The organism is Ruegeria sp. BH8 (assembly GCF_056538065.1).
This window is the reverse complement of sequence record NZ_JBQFSP010000008.1, coordinates 1-26,343: the sequence shown is the minus strand read 5'-3', so window position 1 is coordinate 26,343 and position 26,343 is coordinate 1. Positions and strand designations below refer to the sequence as shown.

The window sequence follows — 26,343 nt, the reverse complement described above, 5'->3', positions numbered from 1 at the left end:
AGAAAAATCGTTCAAGCTATCATATGGCACATTAAACAGGGAGCCACACCATGATTAAGAAGTCTTCGATCTTTGCGGCAGGTCTTTTGTCCTTGGCCGTAGTTGGAACTGCAATTGCTCAGGATAGCGAAAACCCGGCTGTAAAAGCGCGGACTTCGATTATGCAGCTTTACGCTTTCAACCTTGGAACGCTGGGCGCCATGGCCAAGGGAGAGGCAGAATATGATGCCGAAGCGGCTACACGGGCCGCAAATAATATTGTTGTCGTGTCGCAGATCGACCAGTCTGCGATGTGGCCAGCCGGATCGGATAATGTGTCAGACCCGTCTACCCGTGCCTTGCCTGCAATTTGGGAAAACTTCGCAGATGTTGGGGCCAAAGGGCAGGCACTGGCCGACGCCGCTGTTGCGATGCAGGCTGCGGCAGGTCAGGACGTTGAAGCCCTGAAAGGGGCGATGGGTCAGCTTGGCGGAACCTGCTCTGCCTGTCACAAAGCTTACAGAGCACCGGAAAATTAAAGGAGAATTGATCAGTGCGGCGCATTCTACTTTTCGCCGTTCTGGTCATGCTTATGGTCGGGTTGGCCGGTTTGCTGTTGACCCGACCGCAAAGGGTTGATCCAGCCCGGTTGGCGGGTCTGACCCCCGACGTGACCAGAGGGGCGTCTGTCTTCTATTCAGCAGGATGCGCCTCATGCCACTCGGCCCCGGATGCCAGCGAGGAAGGAAAGCTTATTCTTTCCGGCGGGCGGCGGTTCGAAACGGATTTTGGTACGTTTGTAGCTCCAAACATCTCCAGTGATCCAGACGCCGGAATTGGATCATGGTCCGCGCTGGATCTGGCCAATGCCCTGAAACACGGAACAGGCCCCAAGGGACAGCATTATTACCCGGCCTTCCCCTATACGTCTTATGCCAAGATGACGGTCGAGGATGTTGCGGCGCTTCATGCGTTTTTGAACACCCTGCCTGCGTCTGACGCGGCAAATATCCCGCATGACATTGGGTTCCCTTTCAATATCCGGCGCGGGCTGGGGTTGTGGAAACTTCTGTTTTCAGACTCGGGCTGGGTGGTTGAAGGTGATCTGACCGACCAGCAAATCCGAGGCCGGTATTTGGTGGAAGCTTTGGGGCACTGCGCAGAATGCCATACACCACGAAACGGACTGGGAGGGTTGAAGCGGGGTCTATGGCTGACCGGAGCGCCAAATCCGAATGGAAAGGGGCGCATCCCCGGTTTGACCACCGCCCAGCTTGACTGGTCCGAGGCTGACATCGCTGAATATCTGAAATCCGGTTTCACACCGGATTATGACAGCGCTGGTGGCGAAATGGTCGAAGTCATCGAGAACACCTCGAAACTAAGCGATGAAGACCGATTGGCCATTGCTGCTTACCTGAAATCCGTTCCCGTTCAGTGAATTGACTAATGGTTGCAGAAACTCAGGATTTTGTCAGCGCAGGTCTTATGACGCTGGTTCAAACCAGCACGTCTACGTTGCTCAGATCTCTGGCAATGCGGATCAGCGGGCATTGTTTTCCTATGGTTAAGCGCCCCGCGTCGGATAATCCCATTACTTCGGCGGGTATACGCGTCGCGGATGCCAATGCGACTTCCAGCGGCACTTCGGCTTGCGTGGTCAGAACACGCAGCGCTGTGGTCAAATCTAGATCAGCCCCTGCCAAAGTACCATCGGCCAGTGTCAAACGCCCGTCTTTGCGGGAAATGCGGCGGCCTTCCAGTTCGAACATGCGCTGGTCCGTGCCAGCCGGCGCCATCGCATCGCTGACCAGAAATATCCGGCCTGGGCCCCGCTTGGCGGCCCAGGCTGTGCGCATGGCTTCAGGGTGAACGTGAATACCGTCGGCGATTAGCCCGGCGTTTAATCGACCCGCGGCCAGAACCGCCCCGACAAGCCCGGGAGATCGATTGCCCAGTTGACTCATGGCGTTGAACAGATGCGTGACGCAGGACGCACCGGCCTCGGCATAAGACAGGCAGGTATCATAATCCGCATCACTGTGGCCCAGCGAAACAACGGCACCTGCTGAGACCAGCGCTTTCACCTGCGCAATTGACACGTTTTCTGGCGCAACCGTCAGCATCAATGCGGGTAGCGCTTGTGCTGCCGCGACAAGCGTTGTCAGGTCCTCGTCATCCATGGGGCGGATCAGGGCTGCATCATGGGCACCTTTCCGAGCCACCGAAAGATGTGGTCCCTCAAGATGCAGGCCAGCGATCCCCGCAATACCCGCAGCTACCGCCGCCTTGGCCGCTTCGATGGCGGCGCGGGTCTTGGCTGCGGTATCCGTGATCAGGGTGGGAAGGATCGAGGTTGCCCCAAGCGTCCGGTGCGCCTTGGCGATGCGTGCCAGTGTATCGACAGACGGGGCGGCGTTGAACATCACTCCGCCACCGCCATTCACTTGCAGGTCAACATAGCCGGGGGCCAGAATATCGCCTTGCAGATCGACAAGCTTGCCAGCGCTTGTCTTCACGTCAACGCCAATATCGGTGATGCGGCCAGCCTCCAGCCGCAGCGCGGCACCGTCATGCAAACTGGTGCCGTCATAAACAAGCCCGCCGTGGTAGATGGTCGCCTGGCCGCTCATACCGTTTCCGTCACTTTCCGCAGGTGACGTGGCGCATCCGGGTTGATCCCGCGCTGTACTGCGACCTGCTCGACCATTGAATAAAAGGACACGATAGCTGCCACCGGGTCCGTCAGCCAATGATCCGTGCGGACATGAGGCAGCACCTCGGCCTTTGTGACCATTGGGCTGGTGGCAAATACCTGTGCCCCTTTGGCCGCGAGCGTGTCGGCAACCTCGGCCAACAGCGGCTCTGCGGGATCATTGGCGGCAAAGGCAATAACCGGAAATCCGCCTTCCACGATCGAGACAGGGCCATGCAGCACCTCGGCCGAGGAATAACTTTCGGCATGGATCTGGCAGGTTTCCTTGAATTTCAGCGCGGCCTCGTTCGAGATCGCTACGCTTGGTCCGCGACCAAGCGTATAAAGCGAGCTTTGGGTGACGGCAGCCGCCGCTTTGCCCCAGTCACACCGTGTGGCGGCATCAAGGTGCTTTGGCAGGCCACGCAGCGCAGCCAGAAGATCTTTGTCGCCTTTCAGTTCCGCCAGTAGCCAAAGCCCGGCAACCAGCGAGGTCACGAATGTCTTTGTCGCCGCTACACTAAGCTCGGGGCCTGCGTGCAGCGGCAAAGCCGCCTCAGCCGCCAGTGCAAGGGGGGAAGATGGGTCATTTGTGATTGCTACGGTGCTGGCCCCGGCCTTTCGGGCATTTTTCGTAAGCTGCACGATATCCGGGCTTTTTCCTGATTGTGAAACAGAAAGGCAAAGCGCCCCGGCCACATGCAGGTCAGCGCCATACACGGACGCGACCGATGGGCCGACGGATGCCATAGGCAAGCCAAGAAGCAATTCGCTTGCGTATTTCAGAAAAGTACAGGCGTGGTCGGAAGAGCCGCGCGCCGCCGAAATCATGAACTTCAGCCCGCCGTTCCGGGCGACGTCCGTCGCTGTGCTCAGGGCATCTCCGCCATTGCTGAGCAATCGCTCGACGGCAACAGGGATCTCTTCGATTTCCTGACGCATCAGGGTCGTTTTCGGGGTCATCGGGGCAACCTTTCCATCGGAATCGCAGATCATGGAGTGAGTCGCAGCTCAGCCACAAAGTCATAGGCATCGCCGCGATAGTTGGATTTTGTGAACTCGGCGACACGCCCGCCTTCCAGATGGGAAATCCGCTGGATGCTCAGCCCTGCCGCGCCTTCGGCGACGCCAAGCAGAGCGGCGTCTTCAGCCTCAAGATTAACGGCGGAAATCTTCTGGATGGCGCGAACAGGTCGGCAGCCGCTTTCTTCCAGTAGATCATAGAGTGAGTCGCGCACGGCAAGCGGATTTGGCAGAATGTCCAATGGCAACGAGGCACGTTCGACTGCCATGGGGCGTCCACCAGCCTCTCGCAGGCGGCAAATGCGCGCCACCTGTCCGTCAGCGGGCAGCCCGAGCACCGCCGTTTCCTCGGGTGATGGCAGAAAAACGCCCCGTTCCAACCACTTGGAGGTTGATTCCATGCCGCGCAGGCGCATGTCCTCGCTGAACGAGGTCAGATGCGAAAGCGATTGTTCCAGTTTCGGTGCGGCGTTCCGTACGAAAGATCCGGAACCCTGCCGCTGCACGATTGCGCCCTGTTTCACCAGTTCCTGAATGGCCTTGCGCACGGTGACCCTGGACAGGCCGGTAATCTCGGCGATCTCGCGCTCGGGCGGTAATGAGGAATTCGGGGGAAGGACTCCAGCGTCGATGCCTTCTTCCAGCCGCTGGCGCAGCCGGACATAGCGCGGCCCGCCGCCGTTCTCGAGCCAGTCGTCAGAAGCCAGAAAAGATGCTGCGTTCATGCCGAATGCTCCACTTGGAAAGCCCGGGCCAACGCGATGGCCCCGTCGATAGGCGCACCTTTGGGCTCTGTTACTGCGCCACGCGCACGATCCGGCAGATACGCCTCATAGTGAGGGCCAATACCCCCGGTCAGGCATAATGGCATGGCCGGGGTCCAGCCCATTGCTTCCAGTGCTTGCAAAAGATGCGCAGCACCTTCGTGCATAAGCGAAACCGCCCGCTCATCCCCTGACCTCGCCGCCGCTGTCACCTGTCGCGCGATCTGGCCGAATTCATGTGGTCGTGCCGCGGCCGCGAAAGCGACAATACCGCTTGTACTGCCAAATGCGTTCAGCAAGCCCTCAGTCAGGTTGGATTTTGGCACCAGCCCGTCCCATGCATCCAGCGTCACCGAAAGCGCTCTGCGCCCAATCCACTGAGCAGAAGCCTCATCCCCCAGTACTGAGCCCCAGCCACCAGCAAAGCGTCGGCCGGCTTGCGATTGCAGGGCCAGAAACGAACCCGTTCCGCAATGGGCGATTGCACCGTCGGTTGCTTGATGCGCACCCGCCAGCGCAGGGTGGCGATCATCCTCGACCAGTATACTGTCCAACGGCAAATCCGCCGCCACCCGCTGGGCGATCTGATCACCTGTAACTCCCGCAAGTCCAAAATACGCCGGTATCGGCTTCAGGGTCTCGGGCTGAACACTGAGCTTGGTCGCAAGCATCTTCAGGCCGTCTTTCAGCCGTACAATCGCGCCGTCATAATCGCTGGCGACGTTGGCGGGGCCAACCTCGACCACCAGTCGCTGCTGGCCATCGTCATAGGCGATCCGACAGTTCGTTCCGCCGCCGTCTGCCGCGATGATTGGATTGTTTTTCGACCTAAGCATGATGATACCTATATAATGCCTATGCTGAGCTGTAAATGCCAAAGTAAATCCAATATGGGCGGAAAGATCGAAAATACGTTGAATTATAAGGCCAATAGCGGCTGAAAAAAAATTAGTGGACAAATGGTATTGTATAGGTATGCTTTCTGGCAACGAGGAGAAACACGTGCTGCCACACATCACCGAACAACTCCACCCGGACGCATACGATTTGGGTAACCGACCGCTGGAAGAGGCGGCGCTGGCCCTGTCCAGGGGTCAGCAGGAAGCGGCCGGTGCCCCGCAGGGCGCCCTGCGTGGGATATGCGACGGTGCCGACGCCATGGCCCGCAGTCTGGCATCAGGTGGTTCATTATATTACGCGGCGGCGGGGTCTTCGGGGCTGATGGCTGCGGCTGATGCAATGGAACTGGGCGGCACTTTCGGCATCGACGAAAACCGAATCCATATCCTGATGGCCGGAGGATTGCCGCAATCCGCGCATATGCCCGGTGGGACCGAGGACGACACCGACGGGTTGGTTGAAGGGCTGGCCGGGCTTATGCGCAGCGACACGGTCATTGCTGTCTCTGCCAGTGGCAGCACCCCTTATACACTTGAGGCCGCGCGACTTGCGCGTGCTGCGGGTGCCAGCACGATCGGGATAGCCAACAACCCGGGCAGCCCGCTGTTGACGCAATGCGATCACGCGATTCTGCTTGCCACCCCGCCTGAGCTGATTTCAGGCTCAACCCGAATGGGCGCTGGTACGGCCCAGAAAATTGCGCTGAACATGCTGTCCAGCCTTATGGCAATCAAGTTGGGTCATGTTCACGAGGGGATGATGGTCAACCTGAGAGCAGACAATGCAAAGCTGCGCGCGCGTGCGACCGGCATCGTCGCCCGGATCGCCGGAGTTGATGCAAGCACCGCCCAAAACGCCCTGGCTGAAGCGCAAGGAGACACCAAATCCGCCATTCTCATCGCCGCTCGCGGCGTTTCACTAGCGGCAGCCAATGTGCGCCTGAAAGAAACGGGCGGAGTTCTGAGCGCGGCACTGACACCTGATAAATAACTGCAAACCAAATGGGAGAGTACAATGAAACGTAATAGCCTGAAACTGGCCTTGCTTGGTGGGACGCTGTTAGCCTCTGCCGCCTATGCCGAGGACGTCACGCTGACCATCGAAAGCTGGCGTAACGATGACCTGACCCTGTGGCAGGACCAGATCATCCCGGCCTTTGAAGCAAAACATCCTGGCATCAAAGTCCAGTTCACGCCGTCTGCCCCGGCAGAATACAACGCGGTTTTGAACTCGAAACTTGATGCGGGGTCTGCCGGTGACCTGATTACCTGCCGCCCCTTCGATGCTTCGCTGGCGCTTTATGAGGCCGGTCACCTGACCGATCTGTCCTCGGTCGAGGCGATGAACAACTTCTCGGACGTTGCAAAGTCTGCCTGGCAGACGGATGACGGTTCGGCCAGCTTCTGCGTGCCGATGGCATCGGTTATTCACGGCTTCATCTACAACAAGGACGCTTTTGCCGAGTTGGGCCTCGAAGTGCCGACCACAGAAGACGAGTTCTTTGCCGCTTTGGACAAGATCAAAGAAGACGGCACTTACATCCCAATGGCGATGGGTACCAACGACCAATGGGAAGCTGCCACGATGGGTTACAATAACATCGGGCCGAACTACTGGAAGGGTGAAGAAGGTCGTCAGGCGTTGATCGCAGGCGAACAGAAGCTGACCGATGAAGCCTGGACAGCCCCGTACGCAACGCTGGCCCGCTGGGGTGCGTATCTGGGTGACGGGTACGAAGCACAGACCTATCCCGACAGCCAGAACATCTTCACTTTGGGCCGCGCGGCCATCTATCCTGCGGGATCATGGGAGATTTCCGGCTTCAACGCACAAGCCGATTTCGAGATGGGTGCATTCAAGCCTCCGGTTCAGAACGCGGGCGACACCTGCTATATCTCGGACCATACGGATATCGGCATCGGCATGAACGCGGCCACGAAGAATCCTGAAGCCGCCGAAACGTTTTTGACTTGGGTCGCAAGCCCTGAGTTTGCTGAAATCTTCGGCAACGCTCTGCCCGGCTTCTTCCCGCTGTCGAGCACTCCGGTCGAGTTGCAGGACCCGCTGGCCAAGGAAATCGTCGGTTGGCGTGAAGAATGTGAATCGACCATCCGCTCGACTTATCAAATCCTGTCGCGCGGCACACCAAACCTCGAGAACGAGACCTGGGGCGCATCCGTTGCCGCGATCAAAGGTGCCAAGTCGCCTGAAGAGCTGGGTGCAGAACTACAGGCGGGCCTCGCCTCGTGGTACGCACCACATCAGTAAGCTGAACCATACCCGGGCAGCATGAGTTGCCCGGGTACGCCAAGCATTCCATCGAAAGCGCTCCCCATGACCCGCCCCCGCATCCGCTGGCATATTGTCGTGTTTCTGGCACCAGCCGTACTTGTCTACACAGCGGTGATGATCTTTCCCCTGTTCAATACGCTCCGTCTGGCCCTTTACTCTGAGGTCGACCAGAGCCGCGTTTTTGTTGGACTGCAGAACTTTCAAACGCTGTTTTTCGATCCGATCTGGTCGGAACAGTTCTGGAATGCGCTGGGCAACAATTTCTGGTTCTTTCTGATTCACATGCTGGTGCAGAACCCCATCGGCATCGCGCTGGCAGCGCTGCTCAGCCATCCGCGCCTGCGATTTGCGGTGCTCTATCGGTCGGCGATCTTCATTCCGACAATCCTGAGCTTTGTGATCGTCGGATTTGCATGGAAACTGATCCTGTCGCCCATCTGGGGCATCGCTCCTTCGATGCTGGATGCGGTTGGGTTGAAATCCCTCTTTGCCCCGTGGTTGGGAAAGGAGGAATACGCTTTGACCACTCTGGCGCTGATTTCGGTCTGGCAGTTTGTCGGTATCCCAATGATGCTGATTTACGCGGCCTTGCTATCGATCCCTGAGGAAATCCTGGAAGCCGGGGAAGTGGATGGCATCACCGGTACAAGTGCCTTTTGGAAAATCAAGCTGCCGCTGATCCTGCCCTCGATCGGGATCATCTCAATTCTGACATTTGTCGGCAATTTCAACGCCTTCGATCTGATCTATGCTGCACAGGGCGCTCTGGCGGGGCCTGACTTCTCGACCGATATTCTTGGCACCTTCATGTATCGCACATTCTTTGGCTTCCAGCTGCAATTGGGTGATCCGCATATGGGTTCGGCCATCGCTGGTGCGATGTTTGCAATCATCCTGCTGGGTGTCTGTGTCTACCTTTTCGGCATCCAGACCCGGATGCGCCGGTACCAGCTGTAAGGAGCAGATGACATGAACAAGGCCCGCTCCAACCCGCTAAACACCTTCGCGATGCATGGTGCACTGATCTTCTATACGCTGATCGCACTGTTTCCGGTTTTCGTGATCCTGATCAACAGCTTCAAGACCCGCAAGGCGATCTTTCGCGAACCGCTGGCGCTGCCCGATGCCGACAGTTTTTCGATGATCGGGTATCAGACAGTGATGAAACAGGGGGATTTCTTCCTTTATTTCCAAAACTCTCTGATTGTGACCGTTGCATCCCTGACTTTGGTCCTGCTGTTTGGCGCAATGGCGGCTTATGCGCTGAGTGAGTACCGGTTCAAGGGCAACATGCTTATGGGTCTGTACCTGGCGCTTGGAATCATGATCCCGATCCGCATCGGCACTGTGGCCATCCTGGAAATGATGGTGGCGACCGGGCTGGTGAACACCCTGTGGGCGCTGATCCTTGTCTATACGGCGCAGGGCCTGCCCTTGGCGGTGTTCATCCTCAGTGAGTTCATGAAACAGGTGAGTGACGACCTCAAGAATGCGGGCCGCATTGACGGCCTTAGTGAATACACAATCTTCTTTCGGCTTGTGTTGCCGCTGGTGCGTCCGGCAATGGCAACGGTTGCCGTATTCAACATGATCCCGATCTGGAACGATCTGTGGTTTCCGCTGATCTTGGCCCCCGCGGAAGAGACCAAGACACTGACGCTGGGAAGCCAGGTCTTCATCGGTCAGTTTGTGACAGACTGGAACGCGGTCCTGTCAGCCCTTTCAATGGCGATCCTGCCGGTGCTGATCCTCTATGTGATCTTCTCGCGACAGCTCATTCGCGGCATCACGTCAGGAGCGGTGAAATGACCCGCGTCCTGATCGCAGGCCTTGGGAACATGGGGCTGAGCCATGCGTTGGCACATCTCCATCACCCGGACGCGCAGATTGTCGGGTTGGTGAACCGATCCGGCCGCGTAGATCACCCTGATCTGACGCGCTATCCGGTGTATTCAAGTTTTGAGGCCGCTCTGACCGAAACCAAACCCGATCTGGTTGTGATTGCGACCTACTCGGACAGTCACGCGGATTACGCCTGCGCCGCGATGGAGGCGGGTGCGCATGTGTTTGTCGAAAAACCGCTCGCCACCAACGTTGCCGATGCGCAGCGTGTGGTCGAAACAGCAACGCGGCTAAACCGTAAGCTGGTGGTGGGCTATATCCTGCGCCACCACCCATCCTGGATGCGTCTGATCGCCGAGGCTCGCACTCTGGGTGGCCCCTATGTGTTCCGTCTGAACCTGAATCAACAATCCTCGGGCTCTGAGTGGGAGACGCACAAGGCCCTGATGCAGACCACGTCGCCCATCGTGGATTGCGGTGTGCACTATGTCGATGTGATGTGCCAGATCACCGACGCAAACCCCCTTCGCGTTCATGGCATGGGTCTGCGCCTGTCGGATGAAATCGCGCCTGACATGTACAATTACGGCCAGTTTCAGGTCGTGTTCGACGACGGTTCGGTCGGGTGGTACGAGGCTGGTTGGGGTCCGATGATGTCCGAAACCGCGTTTTTCGTGAAGGACATCGTGTCGCCCAACGGGTCTGTTTCGATTACCGACGGAAACAAGGGCGCGTCAGCGGACATCGATGGTCACACCAAGGTTGGTGGCCTTCTGGTTCACACGCCGCAGGGCGACAGGATTATCGACATGCCTGATGAGCCCGGCCATCAGGAACTGTGCGATGCTGAACAAGCCTATATGCTGCGCGCCATCGCCGAGGATATCGACCTGACCCGCCATATGTCCGACGCCGTACAATCCCTTGCCATCTGCCTGGCCGCTGATCAGAGCATCCGCACTGGCCAACCCGTTTCTCTTGAGGAGACCCGCCAATGACCGCCCTTTCACTGAAAAACATTCACAAATCCTTTGGCAATGTAGAGGTCCTGAAGGACATCAATCTTGAGGTTGAGGACGGCGAGTTTGTGGTTTTTGTCGGTCCCTCCGGATGCGGTAAGTCCACTCTTCTGCGCGTTATTGCAGGGCTTGAAGACGCGACATCGGGTGAGATCAGAATTGCTGGCGAGCAGGTCAATCTGACCCCGCCCTCGAAACGTGGCATCGCCATGGTGTTCCAGAGTTACGCGCTTTATCCGCACCTGAATGTACGCGGCAACCTGACCCTTGCCCTGAAACAGGAACGCCAGCCGAAAGCCGTGATCGACGAGCGGGTCGCGGAGGCGAGCCGGATGCTGGGGTTGGAGCCCTATCTTGACCGCTACCCATCCGAACTGTCGGGGGGGCAGCGCCAGCGTGTTGCCATCGGTCGCGCCATCGTGCGCCAACCCAAGCTGTTCCTGTTCGACGAACCGCTCTCCAATCTTGATGCTGCTTTGCGCATGAACACCCGGATCGAGATCGCAAATCTGCACAGGCAACTCTCGGCCTCGATGATTTATGTCACGCACGATCAGACAGAAGCGATGACACTGGCCGACAAGATTGTGGTGCTGCGCGACGGACGGGTGGAACAGGTCGGCAGCCCGATGGAGCTGTACAACAACCCGGCAAACCGCTTTGTCGCGGGCTTTCTTGGTTCACCGTCCATGAATTTTCTGCCTGCGGACAACCTGACCCCGGGCGATGCGCGCGAACTGGGGTTGCGCCCGGAGGACATCCGCCTGGAAAGCGGCGGACCGATCGCCGGCACCGTTTCGCATGTTGAGCAGTTGGGCGGTGATACCAATGTCATTCTGCAAACCAGCAATGTGCCAATCACGGTCCGATTGTTTGGCCAGCACGCAATTGCCCCAGGTGACGATGTACAATTCGGATTTGATCCCAACCGTGCATATTACTTCGGGAATGACGGGCAGAGATTACAGTAACGATAATTTTCAGCCCGTCTTGCATCAGTTTGTTCCGGTGTGAGCGTGACCCAAAGAGGGCAAGCGCCGGAAAACGTGACTGGTTAACCAAGATTGTGGCGTGTGAACATAAATTGCCCGGATGGTAGGTTCGACCGGAAGTCAGCGGCACGACCGGGCAGCGCCCTGTAGAACTGACGCAAGCCGGGCTCGATGTCTTCAGCCAGATTTTCGCACTGTAGGCACAAGGTCTTGACCAAGCTGTTTGGATGTCGATTTGTGATCGCCAAAATCAGCTCCGCATGTGCAGCCCTGAGATCCTGGAATGCCGCTGTTTGCAACAGGGTCTGATCGCCCACCAAAACAAAGACGGGTTCCGGGTTGGCTTTGCCTTTCAGATCAACATGCCCGGCCTCTAACATGGCCAGCTCCCCATTCGTGATTTCATGGACACCGTTGGAAACGACGATGTCATAGTCGACTGTTCGACAGCATTGTTCGATCCGTGCTGAGACATTCACGACGTCACCGATAACCGTGTAGTTGAACCGTTTCTGCGAGCCGATATTGCCGACGCAGGCCTGCCCGGTGGCAAGCCCCGTTGCCAGCGCGATAGGGGGGCGGTTTCGCATGATGTCGGATTCATTGAACTCTGCCAAAGCTCGCCGCATTTTCAGCGCGGCTAATGAAGCCCGGCACGGGTGGTCAGCGACAGGCAGAGGCGCATTCCAGAACGCCATAACGGCGTCGCCGATAAACTTGTCGATGGTTCCCCGTTCAGCCAGTATCTGATCGCCGATACTGGAAAAAAGCGCATTCAGCAGTGAGACCAGCTCGGTGGCAGATGCGGATTCAGACAGAGGTGTGAAACCCCGGATGTCGGAAAACATCACCGTGATATCCTGCGTCTCTCCTCCCAAATGCAGCTGATGCCCGGTGGCTTCCATCTCATCAAGGATTTCCGGGGCGACGTAATGAGAGAAGACTTTCCGGATTTTGCGCTTTTCCCGTTCGGTAGACAGGAAAAGATATCCTGCCAGCAGCCCGAAATTTGCTATGCCACCGACAAGCGGAAATGTGGCGTCGAACAGAACCGACTGGTTTTGAAAAACCAGCCAACTGATTGTCAGAACGGCAGCGGCGGCGACACCGCCTGCAATGAAAGATGCAACCGCACCGAAACTGGACATGACGGCAATCACGACAAGCCCGAGAAAGGCGAAGGCAAGCATTTCCTGCGCTGCGGTCACGTCCGAGCGACTTAGCATTTCGTTGGTCAACACCTGTTCCAGAACCTGGGCATGAATCGAAACACCGGGAACGCTTTCCCCAAGCGCCGTCTGGTGCATATCGAATAAACCGGCAGCCGACGTTCCGATCAGGATGATCCGCCCCTCAACTTCCGCCCGAACGTCCGCATCATCCGAACCTTTGAGGATATCGTTGGCCGAGATATACAGCTCGGGCGCATCGCGCCGGTATCTCAGCCAAATCTCGCCGTTTTCTGTCGTTGGTATCCGGTATCCCCCGACCTCAACCGCCAACATGATGCCTGTTTCGTCCTGCGCACCTTCGGCCATGATATTGGTCTCGCCCAAGGCAACTCTCAGGGCTTCAATCGACAGACCCGGTAACAGCCCATCTGGCCCGCGCCAAAGAACCGGCACGCGGCGCATGATACCGGTTCCGCCGATGGGCGAGACGTTGACCCCACCAATACCTGCCGCAGTCCGGTCCAACGGAGGCGCAATTGGCGTCCAATGAGGAACTGAAATTAGACCCGCGGCGGGATTTTCCCCGAACTCAATGATACCTGCTTTTGCAGAGATAGGATTTCCTTCAGCAGACAAACGTGCGGCAGTCCCAAGAACGACCGGCCAATAAGCGATTTCCATCCCAAGCAAGACATCATTGTCGAGCTTCCGAGCGTGCCGTTCCACTGTGAGAACCCCTGCCAAAGACGGATCGTTCAAAAGCCGTGAGGGGGAAAACCGGTCAGGCTCAGCGAACAACACATCAAATGCGATGGCCGCAGCGCCATATTCACCCAGATTTTGAACGATCTGCGCCACCAGTGTTCGAGGCCAGGGCCATTGCCCCCAATTGGCCAGAGAGGCCTCGTCAATATCTACAACCCGTATGGGGAGGTCAGGATTGAACTCACGCGGGGATGACCTTTGCAGAACGTCGAAATAGATCAGACGGGTCATTCGCACCGGATAGGGATCCATGACCCGGATGAAACAACCCACAAGGATCAGACACAATCCGACAAGGCGGAACGCCCATTTCCCCGTCCTGGTTTTGCGCTTTTCGTCGCTCACGTCGTTCTCCGGACAAGTGAGTCCATTTCCGCTTTTTCGACAACGCTACCGGAACAGCTCACTATTTGATTCTTGCTGCTCAGGACCTTCCTGACCTGGTTCCTCTCGATCAGGTTCTTCGGGTTCCGGATCAGGCTCTTCCGGTTCTGGTTCTGGTTCTGGTTCTTCCGGCTCCGGTTCTGGTTCTACTTCTGGCTCTGGGTTTGACGGGGGGGTTGGCGGCGCTGCGACGCTGACTGGGCGCGGCTGGGGCGCAGTTCTGCGAATGTCGGCCCTGTCGATTTTGGCCTGTTGCACGGGCGCACCTTCGCCAGAACACCCCTCAACACGTACCTGCAAAGGAGGCAGCAGGCCTTCCTGCGACTGAACAAAAGGGAAACCAGATTTCAGCGCCTGGTCATACTGCGCCTGATCAGCAGGTCGCCCGACTGCTCCGCCTCCACTGGTGGCATACATGCTGCATACGCGGCCTGTGGACCTGCAAGACCCCTGTGCACTGCACATTTGAACCGTCCCGTGCAGGACAAGCATTGCGCTTTGGGTTTGTGATACGACCCACATGTCGAAGGTTGTGCCACGAACTGCCATTGTCGCAGTCGGGGTCTTGATCGAATAGGCTCTTTTTCTGCTCTTGCCGGAAATGAATCGAAAGCTGCCACCAAGTGCTTGCACGGCAAAGCTTTTGGCTTTTCGATTGCTCCGAAGCATGGTCACGTCCAACACCATATGCGCATTGGGGCCAACGGCAATTTTGGTTTCATCCACAAAAACGATCTGAACCAAACCGCTGTGATCTGTAGAAATCGTATCGCCCGACACCACATCCATTCCTGAAATGACAGGCTGAGTGTTTCCGGCGCGAATGATCTGAGCGCCTTGTTTGGCGCTGATGACAGTTCCGATGTTGGCAAGGGCCTGCACCGGCATGAGCGCGACAACAAATACAACCAACACAATCTTTAACCAAGCCAAACCATAGCCCCTTCCCCCAACGGGTCTAAGTAAGCGCGAAGCGCGCCAAGCTCGATTTTTGCCCCCAGAAATGTGTTATTCTTATTCAATTACTCTAAAATGCTAGCAATATTTATGCATTATGGTGTGTATTTGTAGCAAGAGATTTTTTGATCGTGAATTTCTGCGTTAAGTCCGACGTGAGCCTCCCCACTTAACAGGCCGAAGTGTAGCCTCCATCAAATGAGAGCAATGGGCACCCGGCTCATCGCTTGCCCCGCGATGAGCCATGACGTTATGGATGTGTTTATCCTAAAACTCAGAGGAATTGTTCGGGCAACAATGCGTCCGGCATGTTCTGGTAACACACGGGTCTCAGGAACCGCCGGATTGACAATGTGCCAACCGAGGTAGCACCGAAATTGGTCGAAGCGGGGTAGGGGCCGCCATGCACCATGCTGTCGCAGACCTCGACGCCCGTGGGAAAGCCATTGGCCAGCACACGCCCGGCCTTGCGCTCGAGGATCGGCATCAGGGAACGCGCGGTGTCCATGTCCGCATCATCCATATGCAGGGTACAGGTCAGCTGACCTTGCAGACTGTGTGCGACGGCCCGCATTTCGTCAGGCGTTTCGGCGGTCACTATTACGCCCAGCGGGCCAAAAACCTCTTCACCAAGGGTTTGGTTTTCCAGCCAGTTCGCAGCATTGGTACGATACAGGTACGGGGACGCGGTGCGTTGGTCACACATCGAGGTCAGAACCTCCTGCACACCTGTTGTATTGGCGATCCTTGCCTGACCAGTTCGGTAAGCGTCGGCGATGCCGTCGGTCAGCATGGTCTGCGCGGGTGTTTCTGACAAGGCGGTTCGCGTGGTTTCGGCGAAGCGGTCCGCTGCTGCACCCGCCAGCAAAACGGCGACCCCGGGGTTGGTACAGAACTGACCTGCGCCCATGGTCAGCGACCCTGCCCAGTTCTGAGCAATGTTGTCGCCCCGGTTCGTCAGAGCAGCATCGAGAATGAACATCGGGTTGACCGAGCCAAGTTCACCGAAAAACGGGATTGGTTCAGGACGTGCGGCACATAGATCGAACAGTGCCCGACCACCAGCCAATGAGCCAGTGAACCCGACAGCCCTGATCAGCGGGTGCTGTACCAAAGCGGAACCCACGGTCCGGTCACCCCCCTGAATAAGACTGAAGACACCGGGATTAATTTTGCAGCGTTCGATGGCAGCATGTATAGCCTCGGCTATGATCTCACCGGTACCCGGGTGGGCGCTGTGCCCTTTTACGACAACGGGACACCCAGCAGCCAAGGCGGCCGCGGTGTCGCCGCCTGCGGTTGAAAAGGCCAAAGGGAAATTCGAAGCACCGAATACGGCGACAGGGCCAATTGGGCGCTGGATCATTTTCAGATCCGGGCGCGGCAGCGGCGAGCGGTCTGGCAACGGGCCGTCGTGACGCCGATCCAGATACTCACCACTCAGAATATGTGTGGCAAACAAGCGAAGTTGGCCCGATGTGCGACCCCGCTCTCCTTGCAGACGGGCCTCGGGCAGGCCGGTTTCCTGCGAACCGATTTCAGTAATCGCCTCGGCGCGGGCTTCGATCTCATCTGCGATGGCATTCAGAAATGCCGCGCGGTCTTCCCGGGTCGAAAAACCATAGCTCCAGAACGCTTCTTCGGCAGCTTCCGCAGCCGCGTCAACATCCTGAAGGCGCCCCACCGAAAAACTGTGTGACGGTCCAAAAGCGGGCTGTGACTGAAAAAACGTGTCACCTGAAAGCCAGTTTCCAGCGATGAGGTGCTTACCATGGGGGGAGCAGGTCATTAAGGTTCCATATTTACGATTCTGAATCTATGGATAATGTATCCAATTAAGAGAGACAATCAAGCACCCTGTTAGGTCTCCTCCATGGCGCGTTTTGCTACGATCATCTCCAGCAGCTGTTCCTTTGTTCGCCGGATGTGCCGCATCAGCATGTTACAGGCTTCGTCAACGTTCCCTGCTTGCGCCAGTTTCAACAGCTCTCGATGCTCTTTTTTCGCGGGTTCCCGCTGCTTCATCACGCTCAAATGCATTCGGACATAGCGGTCTGATTGCAGATTGACGCGGTCCAGCAATTCATTCGTCAGTTTCCTCTGCGACGCCGCGTAAAGGGCGGAGTGGTATTGGTAGTTCAGGATCCCCCACTTGCTGACGTCATTCTCGTCATAAGACGCTTCCATCTGTGTCAATATCTCGTTGCATCGTGCATAGTCGGCAGATGTCATCTGCGGAATGGCTCTGCGGAAAAGATCGACTTCAATAAGCATTCGAAGGTCGAATATTTCTCCAATCTCGTTCAATGAGTGTTTGGTAACTGATCCGCCCCGATTATTGGCCCATTGAATCAGGCCTTCAGCGTTCAGACGCTTTAGGGCTTCGCGGATGGGCATCCGAGATACGTCGTATTCTTCGGCCAGAGCTTCCTGGCGAATAGCTTCACCTTCGGCAAGTTCACCGTTCAGAATACGTTCACGAAGATCGTTCGCGATGACATCTGGTAGGCTTTGCTTGGTTATCGCGCGCTTTCCTGCCATTTCTTTCCTGCCACTTGTTTGGGTACAGCTACCGGTTACCGGCGTTATTCCAAGCTGAGCCGCGACTCGGCCACCCAGAAAGCTGATTAAGGACACTCCGCTTGATAATGCATCCAATATCCATGGTGATTCAACCCTGCTGAGACAGCGAGGTAAGACCAAGAGCGAATGGAACCTTCTGTAACTGCCTTTCCCTGAGAGCGGGCGCGGCCAATGCACTGTTTAGTCAGACACCCCAGGTGTCCGACAAGCGATACCCGCCAGGCCAGGGGTCATCCGGGTCAAGCATGTGTTGGTGAATGCCGGTGATCCAGCCGCGCCCACTGATTTCGGGGACAATCGCGGCACGGCCCGCCACTTCGGTGGTATCGACAATCCGACCGGTGAACCGTGATCCGATGATCGAGACTGCCTCGAATGTCTGACCCGGCGACATCAACCCTTTTGCAGCCATCAGCGCCATGCGTGCGGAAACCGCTGTACCCGTAGGCGACCGATCAACCTTGCCGGGCTGGATCGCCACGGCAGATTTTCCGGTCAATCCGGTTTCGGTCTGGCTCAGCGGGCCGCAGAAAGCACAGAATGAGATATGGTCCCAATCCGGGTTTTCAGGATGCGAAAACCCAAGCTGTTCATTGGCTGCATTGGTAATCTTCACCCCCAATCGGGCAATGTCACGGGCCTCATGTTCGACAATTTCTAATCCCAATGCCTTTGCATCGACCACGACAAAACTGTCACCCCCATAAGCAGTATCAACCATGATCGTATCCAATCCGGGCATCTCAAGCGGGACGGACAGTTTGTCGGCAAAGCTGGGCAGGTTCTGCACGAAAATGCGTTGCGCTTTGCCACCGCTGCATTCTGCGCGGACATGAACCAGCCCGCCTGGGGTCTCAAGCACCATATGAGTTTCGGGTTCCTGCATCGGAATGATCCCGCCATCCAGCAATACGGTTGAAACACATATCGAGTTCGAGCCGGACATGGGCGGTGTGTCTTCGGGTTCCATAATGATGAAAGCCGCGTCCGCCTTGGGGTGTTTCGGGGGCACCAGAAGATTGACATGACGGAAAACACCGCCCCGAGGTTCGTTCAGAACGAAGTTGCGCAGCGTCCGGTCGCCGGCGACAAAGCTGCGCTGTTCCCACAAGGTGTCGCCCGGTGGCGGGGCGACGCCCCCAACGATAACATCCCCTACTTCGCCTTCTGCATGGGCTGAAATGACATGAACGGTTTTGCTGCTCCGCATCGGATCTCTCAATATTGTGCGACAGGCTCGCCCAGAGCGTCGAAAATCGGTGTAACACCCAGACCCGGACGGGCGGGTGCGGTCATCCGGCCGTTGACACGCTTTGGCGCACCCTCGGCAATGTCCACGGTGCCGTAAGAGTTGAAATCCGTGGCAGAGAATGTGAATTCGGACGGCGTTGAACGGGCCAGATGTGCAATGGCTGCGGTGGTGATGTCACCACCCCAGGTGTCTTCGATCGTCATGGGGATGCCGTGCGCCACGCAGAGGTCACGCATAAGGCGGGCTTTGGTCAACCCTCCGACTTTCGAGATCTTCAGGTTGATCACATCCATTGCGTCTTCGGCAATGCCGCGGACCAGCGTGTTGGGGGTGTCGATCACCTCGTCCATCACAAAAGGCAACGCGGTGCGGCGGCGGATCGACACGCATTCCTCATAGGTCAGGCAAGGCTGTTCCACATAGACATCCAGACCCGAAATCGCGCCCACCACGCGTGCGGCCTCGTGCCGGGTCCAGCCGGTATTGGCGTCCGCAACCAGCAGGTCCGACTTTTTCAGAACGGCGCGGGTGGCGTGGATACGGTCAATGTCGTCATTGGCCTCGCCACCTACCTTGAGCTGAAACTTGGTGTAGCCTTCGGCGGCATAGCCTTCGATCTTTTTGGCCATGATCTCAGGTGCTTCCTGACTGATCGCGCGATAAAGCACCACATCGTCCTGCGCAGCGCCCCCCAGCAAGGTGTAAAGCGGCTGTTCCGTGGCCTTGCCCAGCAGATCCCAGCAGGCAATATCCACCGGAGCCTTGGCATAGGGATGACCCCGCAATGCCGCATCCATCGTGCGGTTGATCTGACCGATATTCAGTGGGTCCTGCCCGATCAAATGCGGGGCCAGCTCTGCCAGCCCGGCCCGGACGCCGAGCGCGAAAGACGGCAGATAGGCCGAGCCAAGCGGGCAGCATTCTGCATAGCCCTTCAACCCCTCATCCGTAATGATTTCCAGAACGGTGCTGTCAAACACTTCGACAAAATTGCCGTTGGACCAGCTATAGCGGCCTTCTTTCAGCGGCAGATCGACCTGATATACGTTCAGCCCGGTGATTTTCATAAGGTGTTCTCCAGATTAGAAGCGTGTGGATGAGAAAGGTGACACATCGAGCACCGGCTTGGCGTCAGTGACCAGATCGGCCACCAGTTCGGCCGTGCCTGCGGATTGGGTCAGCCCCAGATGACCATGGCCAAAGGCATAAAGTACGTGTGGTGCGCGCGAAGATCGGTCAATCACTGGCAGGCTGTCAGGCAGTGATGGGCGAAAGCCCATCCATTGCGTGCCGCCTTCCAGGTTCAGGTCTGGCATGAAGCGCCCGGCCTTGGCCAGCAACGTGTCAGCGCGCCGGTAATTCGGGGCCAGCTTCAATCCACCCAGTTCGACTGCACCGCCGATGCGCACGCCGCCGTTGATCCGGGTTACCACAAACCCATGCCCCCCAAAGGTCAGATGAGTGCGCAGGTCAAAAGCGCCTTCGGGCAGGGTCGTGTTATAACCCCGCTCGGTCTCAAGCGGGATATGATCCCCCAGGGTCTTGGCCAGCTGGTGTGACCAGGCTCCGGCGGCAACAATCACCTGACCTGCCGAAATGTCGCCGTTGTCCGTGTCAAGGCGCACGCCGTCATCGGTTGGTTTCAGTGCCGTGATCCCTGCGATCTTTACCTGCCCACCGCGCGCGATGAACTGTGCCGCCAGATGCTCGGTCCAGCGGGCAGGGTCGACGGTATTCATCCATGTCGAGGTAAAACCCGCATGGGTAAATCGCCGGTTCAGCCCGGGCTGAATTTCGGCAATAGCATCCGGGCTGTCCAGAAGATCAAACGGGATGCCATGGTCCTTGCGCAGGTTCCAGGTGGGCAGGCTGGCACGGAATTCGCCCTCACTCTCGAACAACTGCAACTGGCCTTCGCGCTGCATCAGCGCCTCGCCGTCTACATGCTCGATCTGACGCTCCAGCGCCGCACGGCTGTGGTTCATCAGCGCGGCTTGTGCGGATAGTGAGGCTGCATAACGATCGCGCCAACTGGCCCGCCAGAACCGGAGCATCCACGGTGCAATACTCAGCGCATAAGCGGGCGGGATCGACAAAGGCCCCAACGGATCAAGCAGCCATTTTGGCGCTTTGCGCATGATCCCAGGCGTTGCAAGCGGCACGATATCTGTAAAGGCAAAGGCCCCGGCATTGCCCTTTGACGCCTCGGCTGCAACGCCTTCACGGTCCAGCACAAGCACCTGCCTTCCCCGCTTTTGCAACTCTAGCGCAGCGCTGATGCCAATGATGCCAGCACCGATCACAACTATGTCCGTCTTGGTGTCATGCTGCATGGTTACAGGTTCTCAAATAGTGGTACGGGGTCGGGGACCGGACAGCGTCTGTCCCCGGCCTTGACTTCAAAGCGCGATGCCATCACGGAACGGATCATTCGGCGCGAAAACCAACCTGCCTTCCGACATGATATGCGCCTGCCCGGTCAGGGTGGGAATGACACCCCCGTTCGGGCCGGGTTGGTAGCTCAGCACGTAGGGGCTGCCGATCACGCTTTCCTGCACAATCTCTTCCCCTGCTTCCAGCACCCCGTTTGCCGCCAGACAGGCGAGGCGCGCCGAACTGCCGGTACCGCAGGGCGACCGGTCATATTGATTGTCCGGGCACAGTACAAAGTTGCGGCTGTGAACATCCTTGTTGGGGGATTGATCCTGAAGGATCACATGGTCGACCAGTTCTCCGTTTTCGCCATGCACGCCCTGTGCGATGCAGGCTTCGCGTATGGTGATGGTCAGATCGGTCATCGCCCGAATGTTTCCCGGGTTCACCGGGATTGGGCTGGGATCAACAATGAAGAACCAATTTCCGCCAAAGGCAAGATCGCCGGTTATCGACCCATAGCCGCCAACCTCAATCTGCACTGCTGCCCGCACGCGACGGCTCTCGACATTTGTGACGCGTACGGTATTGGCGTCCAGTAAATCCACCGAGACGACACCGACCGGAGTTTCAACCCGATGCGTGCCCGGCCGGATTCTGCCCATATGTGCCAGAGTGACGCCCAGACCGATGGTGCCATGCCCGCACATGCCAAGAACTGCATCCGCATCAAAATAGATCACGCCGGTCTCACACCCTGGATCTTCGGGCGCGACCAGAAGCGCCCCCACCATTCCGGGCTGCCCACGCGGCTCCAGCAAGATGGATTTGTAGAACACCTCATGCTCGCTGGCCAAGCGTCGTGCACGCTCGGCCAGCGGGCCGGACCCCAGATCGGGGCCGCCGTCGAGGATCACCCGCGTAGGCATTCCTCCTGTGTGACTGTCAATCACATGCATTCAGCAATGACTCCGCCCTGGCCGAACCAATCAGTAAACCAAGTGCGGAACAGGTCGTATTGCTGTTCGCAATAGTTGCGCTGGGCATCTGTCAACTCGTCGGTTTCGTTGAAGTGCAAACGGTATTCCTCTTCGCCGTTCAGGACCAGCAGGTGTTTGTAATACAGCACCAGATCGGTGCCCTCGTCAAAGCTGGCCAGCACACCAAAGGCCTCTTCCAGTTCCCGCGCGCGCAGGCGCGCTTCGGCATGACCGGCCGCCGCTTTCTGGCACAGGGCAGCCAGCAGCAGTGCTTCTTTCGGCAGGGCAGTGCCAATCCCTGTGATCGAACCGGTGGCGCCGCAATTGACGAAGCCATGGTAGACCTCGGTGTCCACACCAACCATCAGTGTAACCTGATCATCCTTCGAGGTAATGTGTTCCGCCGCATAGCGCAGATCGCTTTTGCCACCGAATTCCTTGAACCCAACCAGGTTGGGATGATCTGCGCGCAATTCCAGGAACAGATCGGCGCGCGTCGCGAAGCCGTAAACCGGGCTGTTATAGATGATTGCCGGAATATCAGGTGCGGCCGACAGGATCGCTTTGAAATGATTACGCTGCGCCGCGATGGACGATCCACGCGACAATACACGCGGGATCACCATAAGCCCTGCCGCTCCAACCTTTTGCGCATGCGCGGCAAGCGCCACGGCGGATTTCGAATTTATCGCACCTGTGCCGACGACAACGGGCAGTCCGGCCGCGATCAGACGTTCGACACCTTCCATCCGTTCGGCATCCGACAAGAGAGGCCAGTCGCCCATCGAGCCGCAATAGACCACGGCAGACATACCCGCTGCGATCATTTCCTTGCCCTTTTTCACCAGCGCGTCAAAATCCGGTGTCCGGTCCGGTTTGCAGGGGGTCATCAGGGCTGGCATGGTGCCGGTGAAGATATTCTGGGACATGAAGGTAACCTTCCTAATTGTTTTGGGGCGGGGGCTTTTATCGCACATTCGCCAGGAATTTGCGGGTGTGTTCAGATTGGGCTTCGTTAAAAATCTGGGCGGGCGGGCCGATCTCTTCCATCACGCCCTGATGAAAAAAAGCAACCCGGTCTGATACATCACGAGCGAAACCCATCTCATGCGTGACGCAAATCATCGTCATCCCTTCTTCGGCCAAAAGCCGCATCGTGTCGAGAACTTCGCCCACCAGTTCAGGATCCAGCGCCGAGGTTGCTTCGTCAAACAGCATGTATTCCGGCTCCATCGCCAGCGCGCGGGCAATGGCAAGACGCTGCTGCTGACCACCCGATAAGGCCGAGGGGAAGACGTTCAGCTTTTCGCCCAACCCTACATGGGTCAACTGCTTTGCGGCAATGTCACGCGCCTCGTCTCTCGACTTGCCTTTGACAATCTTCGGGGCCAACGCAACGTTTTCCAGTGCTGTCAGATGCGGAAAGCTGTTCCATTGCTGGAACACCATCCCCAGCTTTGTGCGCAGCTTGTTGATGTCGGTGCCTTTTGCATGAACATCAATGCCATCAACCCTGACCGATCCCTGCTGGATCGGTTCCAGCGCGTTGATGCAATAGAGAAGGGTCGATTTGCCGGAGCCTGACGCACCGATCACCGACAGAACTTCTCCTTTCTGCACATCCAGATCGATACCTTTCAGCACATGCAGCGATCCGAAATATTTGTGCAGGTCGCGAATTTCGATCATTGGGCCCACCTTTTTTCTAGCGACGCGGAATACCGCGAAATCGGATAGCTGAGCGCGAAATAGAACGCGCCAGCGATTGTCAGGATCAGGAATGGTTCCTGCGTGCGGGTGATCAGGATCTGGCTGGCTTTCAGCAGTTCAACATAGCCTAGAACCGAGACCAGCGCGCTGTCTTTCATCACACCCAGCGCGACCCCGACCCATGCAGGGAACACCGCGCGCCCTCCGATCGGGAAGACGACATATCGCAGATCCTGCCAATAGGTCATGCCCAGGCTGCGCGCGGCGCGGCGCATCGGATCACCAACGGCTTCAATCCCGCCGCGCGCCACATTCGCAACCAGTGCTGCCGTGTAGATGGACAGGATCACCACGCCCGAGGCAAACGGGTCCAGATTGAGCCCGACAATAGGTGCAAAGTTGTAAAACAGCACCAGCTGGATGATCAGAGGGACCGACCGGAAAATATCCAGAACCGGAGCCAACGTCAGGGTCGCTGCCAGTTTGCCCTCGTACAGAAGCCAACCGCACACCACGCCAAAAACCGTTCCAATGGAAATCGAAAGCACTGAAATCCAGAGCGTTCGCAGCGCGGCTTCGCCCAGAAACCACAGATCGTTGATGTTGAAGCCGCTGAAAAAGCTGACAGTGGGTTGCATCTGTGCCTCCTTCAGTAGCGGAAAAGCCGGGACGCCAGCAGGCGCGAGGCAAGCAGGATGATTTTGACGATCACGTAATAAATGACCGCGGTGACGGCGAAATATTCAAAGATTCGGAAAGTGCGCGAGGCAAAGAACTGGGTCTCGCCCGACAATTCCCGGAAGCCGACCAGCATACCCAGTGACGACATTAGAACAGCCCAGACCATCTGGTTCGTGATCGGATGATAGACAATGCGAAACACCTGCGGAATCACGACGCGTGTGTAAGTCTGCCACGCGGTCATGCCCAGCGATCGGGACGCGCGTAGCTGTGTCTCGGGGACGGCCTGAAAGCCGCCACGGAAGTTTTCAGCCAGATAACCGGCGCAATTGAATGTCAGCCCGGCCAGCACGATGAAGTACGGCGATAGATGCAGGCCAAAGGCACCAAGCCCGAAGCCGAAAAAGAACAGCTGGAACAGCGCCGGAGTATTGCGCGCCAGTTCGACCCAGGCTGAGGCGAACCAGTAAAGCGGACCTTTCAGGTGCAGCCGCGTCAGCGCCAGACAAAGTCCGATGATAATGCCAAGGACCATTGCCAGCACGGCAACCTGTATCGTCAGCAGCGATGCCTCAAGCAGGTCCGGCAGGCTTTTCATCACCGGCCGCCAATGGAAGTTATAGTCGAACACGGGTGTTCCTCACGCAATCTACCGGTCCTTTCGCCCGGCCATAGCCGGACGAAAGCATGGAGTAGGAAAGGGTCAGTACATTACGCCGGGAATGCGCAGCTCAGGCGCTTCGCCGCCGACATATTTACCCCAATGCTCCTGATAGCGGCCCGATCGCACCTGGTGGGTCACGAACAGGTTCAGGAAGTTCAGCCAGGTGACATCTTCGCGCTTGCCTACAACCGAAGTGTAGTCGGTGGTCCATGGCATGCGAGGGCCGGCAACAACAGTGTCATATTGCTGGGTAATCGGCAGCACGGCAGTGTTTGTGGTAATGCCGATATCGGCCTTGCCCTGAGCCACCGCCAGGAAAACCTCATTCTCGGACTGGTAGCCCTGGTAATTGCCTTCTTCGCCCCATTCGGCGGCGATCTTCAGCCATTCCTGCTCGGGCACGGTGCCGATCGCGGCGGCCACGCGCTTGCCACGGATATCCTCGAAGGTCTCAATGCCGCTTTCGGCATTCACGACACCCTGCGCATAATAGATGGCGTAAGGAATGGTAAAGCCCACCGTCCGCGCCCGTTCAAGGCTGTCCGAGGTTGCTCCGAACACAACGTCTGCGCGTCCGGTGACGATCACTGGCAGGCGTTCGGCCCAGGTCAACGGCAGGATTTCGGCCTCAACTTCAAGTGCGGCGGCCAGATCATTGCAGTATTCGACGTCAAAGCCTGCCGGTTCGTTATTCGCGTCGCGATACCCAATTGGCGGAAAATCCAACACAACTCCGCAGCGCAATGTCCCGCGATCTACGACATCGTCCAGCGTGTCCGCCATCGCAGGAGCTGTGGTGATAGTGGTGAGGGCCGCCAGTGCGGCGAGTTTCTTGAGCATGTGATCCTCCCTGAATCAATCGATACGCGCAGCTATAGAGGATATTGTATCCAACATCCAGTATTTTGTTGAGCAGGAAAAGCCAGCTTTCAAAAGGTGTCGTGGCTCTTGGATGTGATTGAAATGACTGACTTGGCCCGCGTGGAAGGCCCTCGTTCGTTGGCGGCCAAATGGATTTGACACCATGTGCTACTGGAGTTGGAGGTTTTTGGCTGAACGTGGCCCGTCGTCAAACGTGAAGGTGCATTGTGCTCAGAGGCTGGGGAGATTTCAGCTTGAGACGGAATACCTTTTGTGATGGGAGTGTGCGGTCGCCCAGGCAACTCCAGCCTGTGTCTTTCAAAGAAAAGCGGCAATGCTGACCCGCGCAGCCAAATGCGCGTTCGGTCAGACTTTGACGGCTTGTAGTTCTTCGAGCAGGTCGAGGAGTTGGTTGAGTTTTTCTCGTCCCATTTGTTTTTCGATGCTTTGGTAGA

Annotated in this window: 26 protein-coding genes; 8 read left to right on the top strand and 18 right to left on the bottom strand. The window is 57.4% G+C overall.

Features of this window, described 5'->3' with window-relative positions:
* Positions 1–50: 50 nt before the first annotated feature.
* Positions 51–518 carry a c-type cytochrome gene (locus tag ACR0AD_RS13890; RefSeq protein ID WP_480483417.1) on the top strand — a complete coding sequence of 156 codons (468 nt, stop codon included), beginning with the start codon at positions 51–53 and terminating at the stop codon, positions 516–518.
* A 14-nt stretch (positions 519–532) separates the two neighbouring features.
* A complete protein-coding gene (locus ACR0AD_RS13885; protein ID WP_480483415.1) occupies positions 533–1,420 on the top strand; it encodes a c-type cytochrome in 888 nt (295 codons plus the stop codon).
* 58 nt (positions 1,421–1,478) lie between these two features.
* Here the strand turns inward: ACR0AD_RS13885 and nagA are convergent, their stop codons facing one another.
* Genes nagA through ACR0AD_RS13865 form a run of 4 tightly spaced genes read right to left on the bottom strand, consistent with a single transcriptional unit; the run spans position 1,479 to position 5,297 of the window.
* Positions 1,479–2,612 carry an N-acetylglucosamine-6-phosphate deacetylase gene (nagA, locus tag ACR0AD_RS13880; protein WP_480483413.1) on the bottom strand — a complete coding sequence of 378 codons (1,134 nt, stop codon included), beginning with the start codon at positions 2,610–2,612 and terminating at the stop codon, positions 1,479–1,481.
* Positions 2,609–3,637, bottom strand: coding sequence for an SIS domain-containing protein (locus ACR0AD_RS13875; protein WP_480488041.1), 1,029 nt, complete (start codon positions 3,635–3,637; stop codon positions 2,609–2,611). Before ACR0AD_RS13875 ends, nagA begins: the two co-directional genes overlap by 4 nt.
* Before the next feature lie 29 nt (positions 3,638–3,666).
* Positions 3,667–4,422 (bottom strand): GntR family transcriptional regulator, encoded by a 756-nt coding sequence (locus ACR0AD_RS13870; protein WP_480488043.1) that lies wholly within the window; start codon positions 4,420–4,422, stop codon positions 3,667–3,669.
* Positions 4,419–5,297 (bottom strand): glucosamine kinase nucleotide-binding domain-containing protein, encoded by an 879-nt coding sequence (locus tag ACR0AD_RS13865; RefSeq protein WP_480488045.1) that lies wholly within the window; start codon positions 5,295–5,297, stop codon positions 4,419–4,421. The genes ACR0AD_RS13870 and ACR0AD_RS13865 overlap by 4 nt, the downstream gene beginning before the upstream one ends.
* A gap of 166 nt (positions 5,298–5,463) precedes the next feature.
* Between ACR0AD_RS13865 and ACR0AD_RS13860 the strand changes: the two genes are divergently transcribed.
* From ACR0AD_RS13860 to ACR0AD_RS13835, 6 genes are all read left to right on the top strand, one after another.
* Positions 5,464–6,351, top strand: a complete 888-nt coding sequence (locus ACR0AD_RS13860; RefSeq protein WP_480488047.1) for an N-acetylmuramic acid 6-phosphate etherase — start codon at positions 5,464–5,466, stop codon at positions 6,349–6,351.
* Between the two features lie 24 nt (positions 6,352–6,375).
* A complete protein-coding gene (locus tag ACR0AD_RS13855) occupies positions 6,376–7,629 on the top strand; it encodes an ABC transporter substrate-binding protein (RefSeq protein ID WP_267366202.1) in 1,254 nt (417 codons plus the stop codon).
* 66 nt (positions 7,630–7,695) lie between these two features.
* Positions 7,696–8,610: a carbohydrate ABC transporter permease gene (locus tag ACR0AD_RS13850; protein ID WP_267366203.1), complete on the top strand. Its 915-nt coding sequence runs from the start codon at positions 7,696–7,698 to the stop codon at positions 8,608–8,610.
* Positions 8,611–8,622: 12 nt separating this feature from the next.
* Complete coding sequence (locus ACR0AD_RS13845) at positions 8,623–9,462, top strand: carbohydrate ABC transporter permease (protein ID WP_267366204.1); 840 nt, start codon at positions 8,623–8,625, stop codon at positions 9,460–9,462.
* The gene (locus ACR0AD_RS13840; protein ID WP_480483403.1) at positions 9,459–10,493 is read left to right on the top strand and encodes a Gfo/Idh/MocA family protein; all 1,035 of its coding nucleotides are present in this window, start codon (positions 9,459–9,461) and stop codon (positions 10,491–10,493) included. Before ACR0AD_RS13845 ends, ACR0AD_RS13840 begins: the two co-directional genes overlap by 4 nt.
* The gene (locus ACR0AD_RS13835; RefSeq protein ID WP_480483400.1) at positions 10,490–11,485 is read left to right on the top strand and encodes an ABC transporter ATP-binding protein; all 996 of its coding nucleotides are present in this window, start codon (positions 10,490–10,492) and stop codon (positions 11,483–11,485) included. The genes ACR0AD_RS13840 and ACR0AD_RS13835 overlap by 4 nt, the downstream gene beginning before the upstream one ends.
* 83 nt (positions 11,486–11,568) lie before the next feature.
* Here ACR0AD_RS13835 and ACR0AD_RS13830 read toward each other — a convergent pair whose 3' ends face one another.
* The 14 genes from ACR0AD_RS13830 to ACR0AD_RS13765 all read right to left on the bottom strand — a co-directional run.
* On the bottom strand, positions 11,569–13,788 hold the full coding sequence (locus ACR0AD_RS13830; protein ID WP_480488049.1) for a CHASE2 domain-containing protein: 2,220 nt from the start codon (positions 13,786–13,788) through the stop codon (positions 11,569–11,571).
* A gap of 45 nt (positions 13,789–13,833) precedes the next feature.
* Positions 13,834–14,760 carry a FecR family protein gene (locus tag ACR0AD_RS13825; RefSeq protein WP_480488051.1) on the bottom strand — a complete coding sequence of 309 codons (927 nt, stop codon included), beginning with the start codon at positions 14,758–14,760 and terminating at the stop codon, positions 13,834–13,836.
* A gap of 298 nt (positions 14,761–15,058) precedes the next feature.
* Positions 15,059–16,573 carry an aldehyde dehydrogenase (NADP(+)) gene (locus ACR0AD_RS13820; RefSeq protein WP_480488052.1) on the bottom strand — a complete coding sequence of 505 codons (1,515 nt, stop codon included), beginning with the start codon at positions 16,571–16,573 and terminating at the stop codon, positions 15,059–15,061.
* Positions 16,574–16,644: 71 nt separating this feature from the next.
* Positions 16,645–17,325, bottom strand: a complete 681-nt coding sequence (locus ACR0AD_RS13815) for a GntR family transcriptional regulator (RefSeq protein ID WP_480488054.1) — start codon at positions 17,323–17,325, stop codon at positions 16,645–16,647.
* Between the two features lie 226 nt (positions 17,326–17,551).
* Positions 17,552–18,577, bottom strand: a complete 1,026-nt coding sequence (locus tag ACR0AD_RS13810; RefSeq protein ID WP_480488056.1) for a trans-3-hydroxy-L-proline dehydratase — start codon at positions 18,575–18,577, stop codon at positions 17,552–17,554.
* A gap of 8 nt (positions 18,578–18,585) precedes the next feature.
* Complete coding sequence (locus tag ACR0AD_RS13805; RefSeq protein WP_209597474.1) at positions 18,586–19,686, bottom strand: cis-3-hydroxy-L-proline dehydratase; 1,101 nt, start codon at positions 19,684–19,686, stop codon at positions 18,586–18,588.
* A 15-nt stretch (positions 19,687–19,701) separates the two neighbouring features.
* Positions 19,702–20,952, bottom strand: a complete 1,251-nt coding sequence (locus ACR0AD_RS13800) for an NAD(P)/FAD-dependent oxidoreductase (RefSeq protein WP_480488057.1) — start codon at positions 20,950–20,952, stop codon at positions 19,702–19,704.
* 66 nt (positions 20,953–21,018) lie between these two features.
* Positions 21,019–21,951 (bottom strand): 4-hydroxyproline epimerase, encoded by a 933-nt coding sequence (locus ACR0AD_RS13795; RefSeq protein WP_480483384.1) that lies wholly within the window; start codon positions 21,949–21,951, stop codon positions 21,019–21,021.
* Entirely contained in the window at positions 21,942–22,901 is a 960-nt protein-coding gene (locus ACR0AD_RS13790) for a dihydrodipicolinate synthase family protein (RefSeq protein WP_480483381.1), read from the bottom strand. The genes ACR0AD_RS13795 and ACR0AD_RS13790 overlap by 10 nt, the downstream gene beginning before the upstream one ends.
* Before the next feature lie 37 nt (positions 22,902–22,938).
* Positions 22,939–23,661 carry an amino acid ABC transporter ATP-binding protein gene (locus ACR0AD_RS13785; RefSeq protein ID WP_480483379.1) on the bottom strand — a complete coding sequence of 241 codons (723 nt, stop codon included), beginning with the start codon at positions 23,659–23,661 and terminating at the stop codon, positions 22,939–22,941.
* On the bottom strand, positions 23,658–24,320 hold the full coding sequence (locus ACR0AD_RS13780; RefSeq protein WP_480483377.1) for an amino acid ABC transporter permease: 663 nt from the start codon (positions 24,318–24,320) through the stop codon (positions 23,658–23,660). Before ACR0AD_RS13780 ends, ACR0AD_RS13785 begins: the two co-directional genes overlap by 4 nt.
* Positions 24,321–24,331: 11 nt before the next feature.
* Positions 24,332–24,994, bottom strand: coding sequence for an amino acid ABC transporter permease (locus ACR0AD_RS13775; RefSeq protein WP_480488059.1), 663 nt, complete (start codon positions 24,992–24,994; stop codon positions 24,332–24,334).
* A gap of 72 nt (positions 24,995–25,066) precedes the next feature.
* Entirely contained in the window at positions 25,067–25,867 is an 801-nt protein-coding gene (locus ACR0AD_RS13770; RefSeq protein ID WP_480483375.1) for a transporter substrate-binding domain-containing protein, read from the bottom strand.
* Between the two features lie 89 nt (positions 25,868–25,956).
* Positions 25,957–26,343 (bottom strand): hypothetical protein (locus tag ACR0AD_RS13765; protein WP_480488061.1); only part of this gene is annotated, 387 nt, incomplete at its 5' end.

Coding starts and splice junctions, on each gene's coding strand:
- ACR0AD_RS13875 (WP_480488041.1), bottom strand. CDS start 3,637: ATGACCCCGAAAACGACCCTGATGCGTCAGGAAATCGAAGAGATCCCT.
- ACR0AD_RS13870 (WP_480488043.1), bottom strand. CDS start 4,422: ATGAACGCAGCATCTTTTCTGGCTTCTGACGACTGGCTCGAGAACGGC.
- ACR0AD_RS13815 (WP_480488054.1), bottom strand. CDS start 17,325: ATGGCAGGAAAGCGCGCGATAACCAAGCAAAGCCTACCAGATGTCATC.
- ACR0AD_RS13810 (WP_480488056.1), bottom strand. CDS start 18,577: ATGCGGAGCAGCAAAACCGTTCATGTCATTTCAGCCCATGCAGAAGGC.
- ACR0AD_RS13800 (WP_480488057.1), bottom strand. CDS start 20,952: ATGCAGCATGACACCAAGACGGACATAGTTGTGATCGGTGCTGGCATC.
- ACR0AD_RS13855 (WP_267366202.1), top strand. CDS start 6,376: ATGAAACGTAATAGCCTGAAACTGGCCTTGCTTGGTGGGACGCTGTTA.
- ACR0AD_RS13890 (WP_480483417.1), top strand. CDS start 51: ATGATTAAGAAGTCTTCGATCTTTGCGGCAGGTCTTTTGTCCTTGGCC.
- ACR0AD_RS13770 (WP_480483375.1), bottom strand. CDS start 25,867: ATGCTCAAGAAACTCGCCGCACTGGCGGCCCTCACCACTATCACCACA.
- ACR0AD_RS13865 (WP_480488045.1), bottom strand. CDS start 5,297: ATGCTTAGGTCGAAAAACAATCCAATCATCGCGGCAGACGGCGGCGGA.
- ACR0AD_RS13850 (WP_267366203.1), top strand. CDS start 7,696: ATGACCCGCCCCCGCATCCGCTGGCATATTGTCGTGTTTCTGGCACCA.
- ACR0AD_RS13785 (WP_480483379.1), bottom strand. CDS start 23,661: ATGATCGAAATTCGCGACCTGCACAAATATTTCGGATCGCTGCATGTG.
- ACR0AD_RS13795 (WP_480483384.1), bottom strand. CDS start 21,951: ATGCATGTGATTGACAGTCACACAGGAGGAATGCCTACGCGGGTGATC.
- nagA (WP_480483413.1), bottom strand. CDS start 2,612: ATGAGCGGCCAGGCGACCATCTACCACGGCGGGCTTGTTTATGACGGC.
- ACR0AD_RS13805 (WP_209597474.1), bottom strand. CDS start 19,686: ATGAAAATCACCGGGCTGAACGTATATCAGGTCGATCTGCCGCTGAAA.
- ACR0AD_RS13780 (WP_480483377.1), bottom strand. CDS start 24,320: ATGCAACCCACTGTCAGCTTTTTCAGCGGCTTCAACATCAACGATCTG.
- ACR0AD_RS13820 (WP_480488052.1), bottom strand. CDS start 16,573: ATGACCTGCTCCCCCCATGGTAAGCACCTCATCGCTGGAAACTGGCTT.
- ACR0AD_RS13835 (WP_480483400.1), top strand. CDS start 10,490: ATGACCGCCCTTTCACTGAAAAACATTCACAAATCCTTTGGCAATGTA.
- ACR0AD_RS13845 (WP_267366204.1), top strand. CDS start 8,623: ATGAACAAGGCCCGCTCCAACCCGCTAAACACCTTCGCGATGCATGGT.
- ACR0AD_RS13790 (WP_480483381.1), bottom strand. CDS start 22,901: ATGTCCCAGAATATCTTCACCGGCACCATGCCAGCCCTGATGACCCCC.
- ACR0AD_RS13840 (WP_480483403.1), top strand. CDS start 9,459: ATGACCCGCGTCCTGATCGCAGGCCTTGGGAACATGGGGCTGAGCCAT.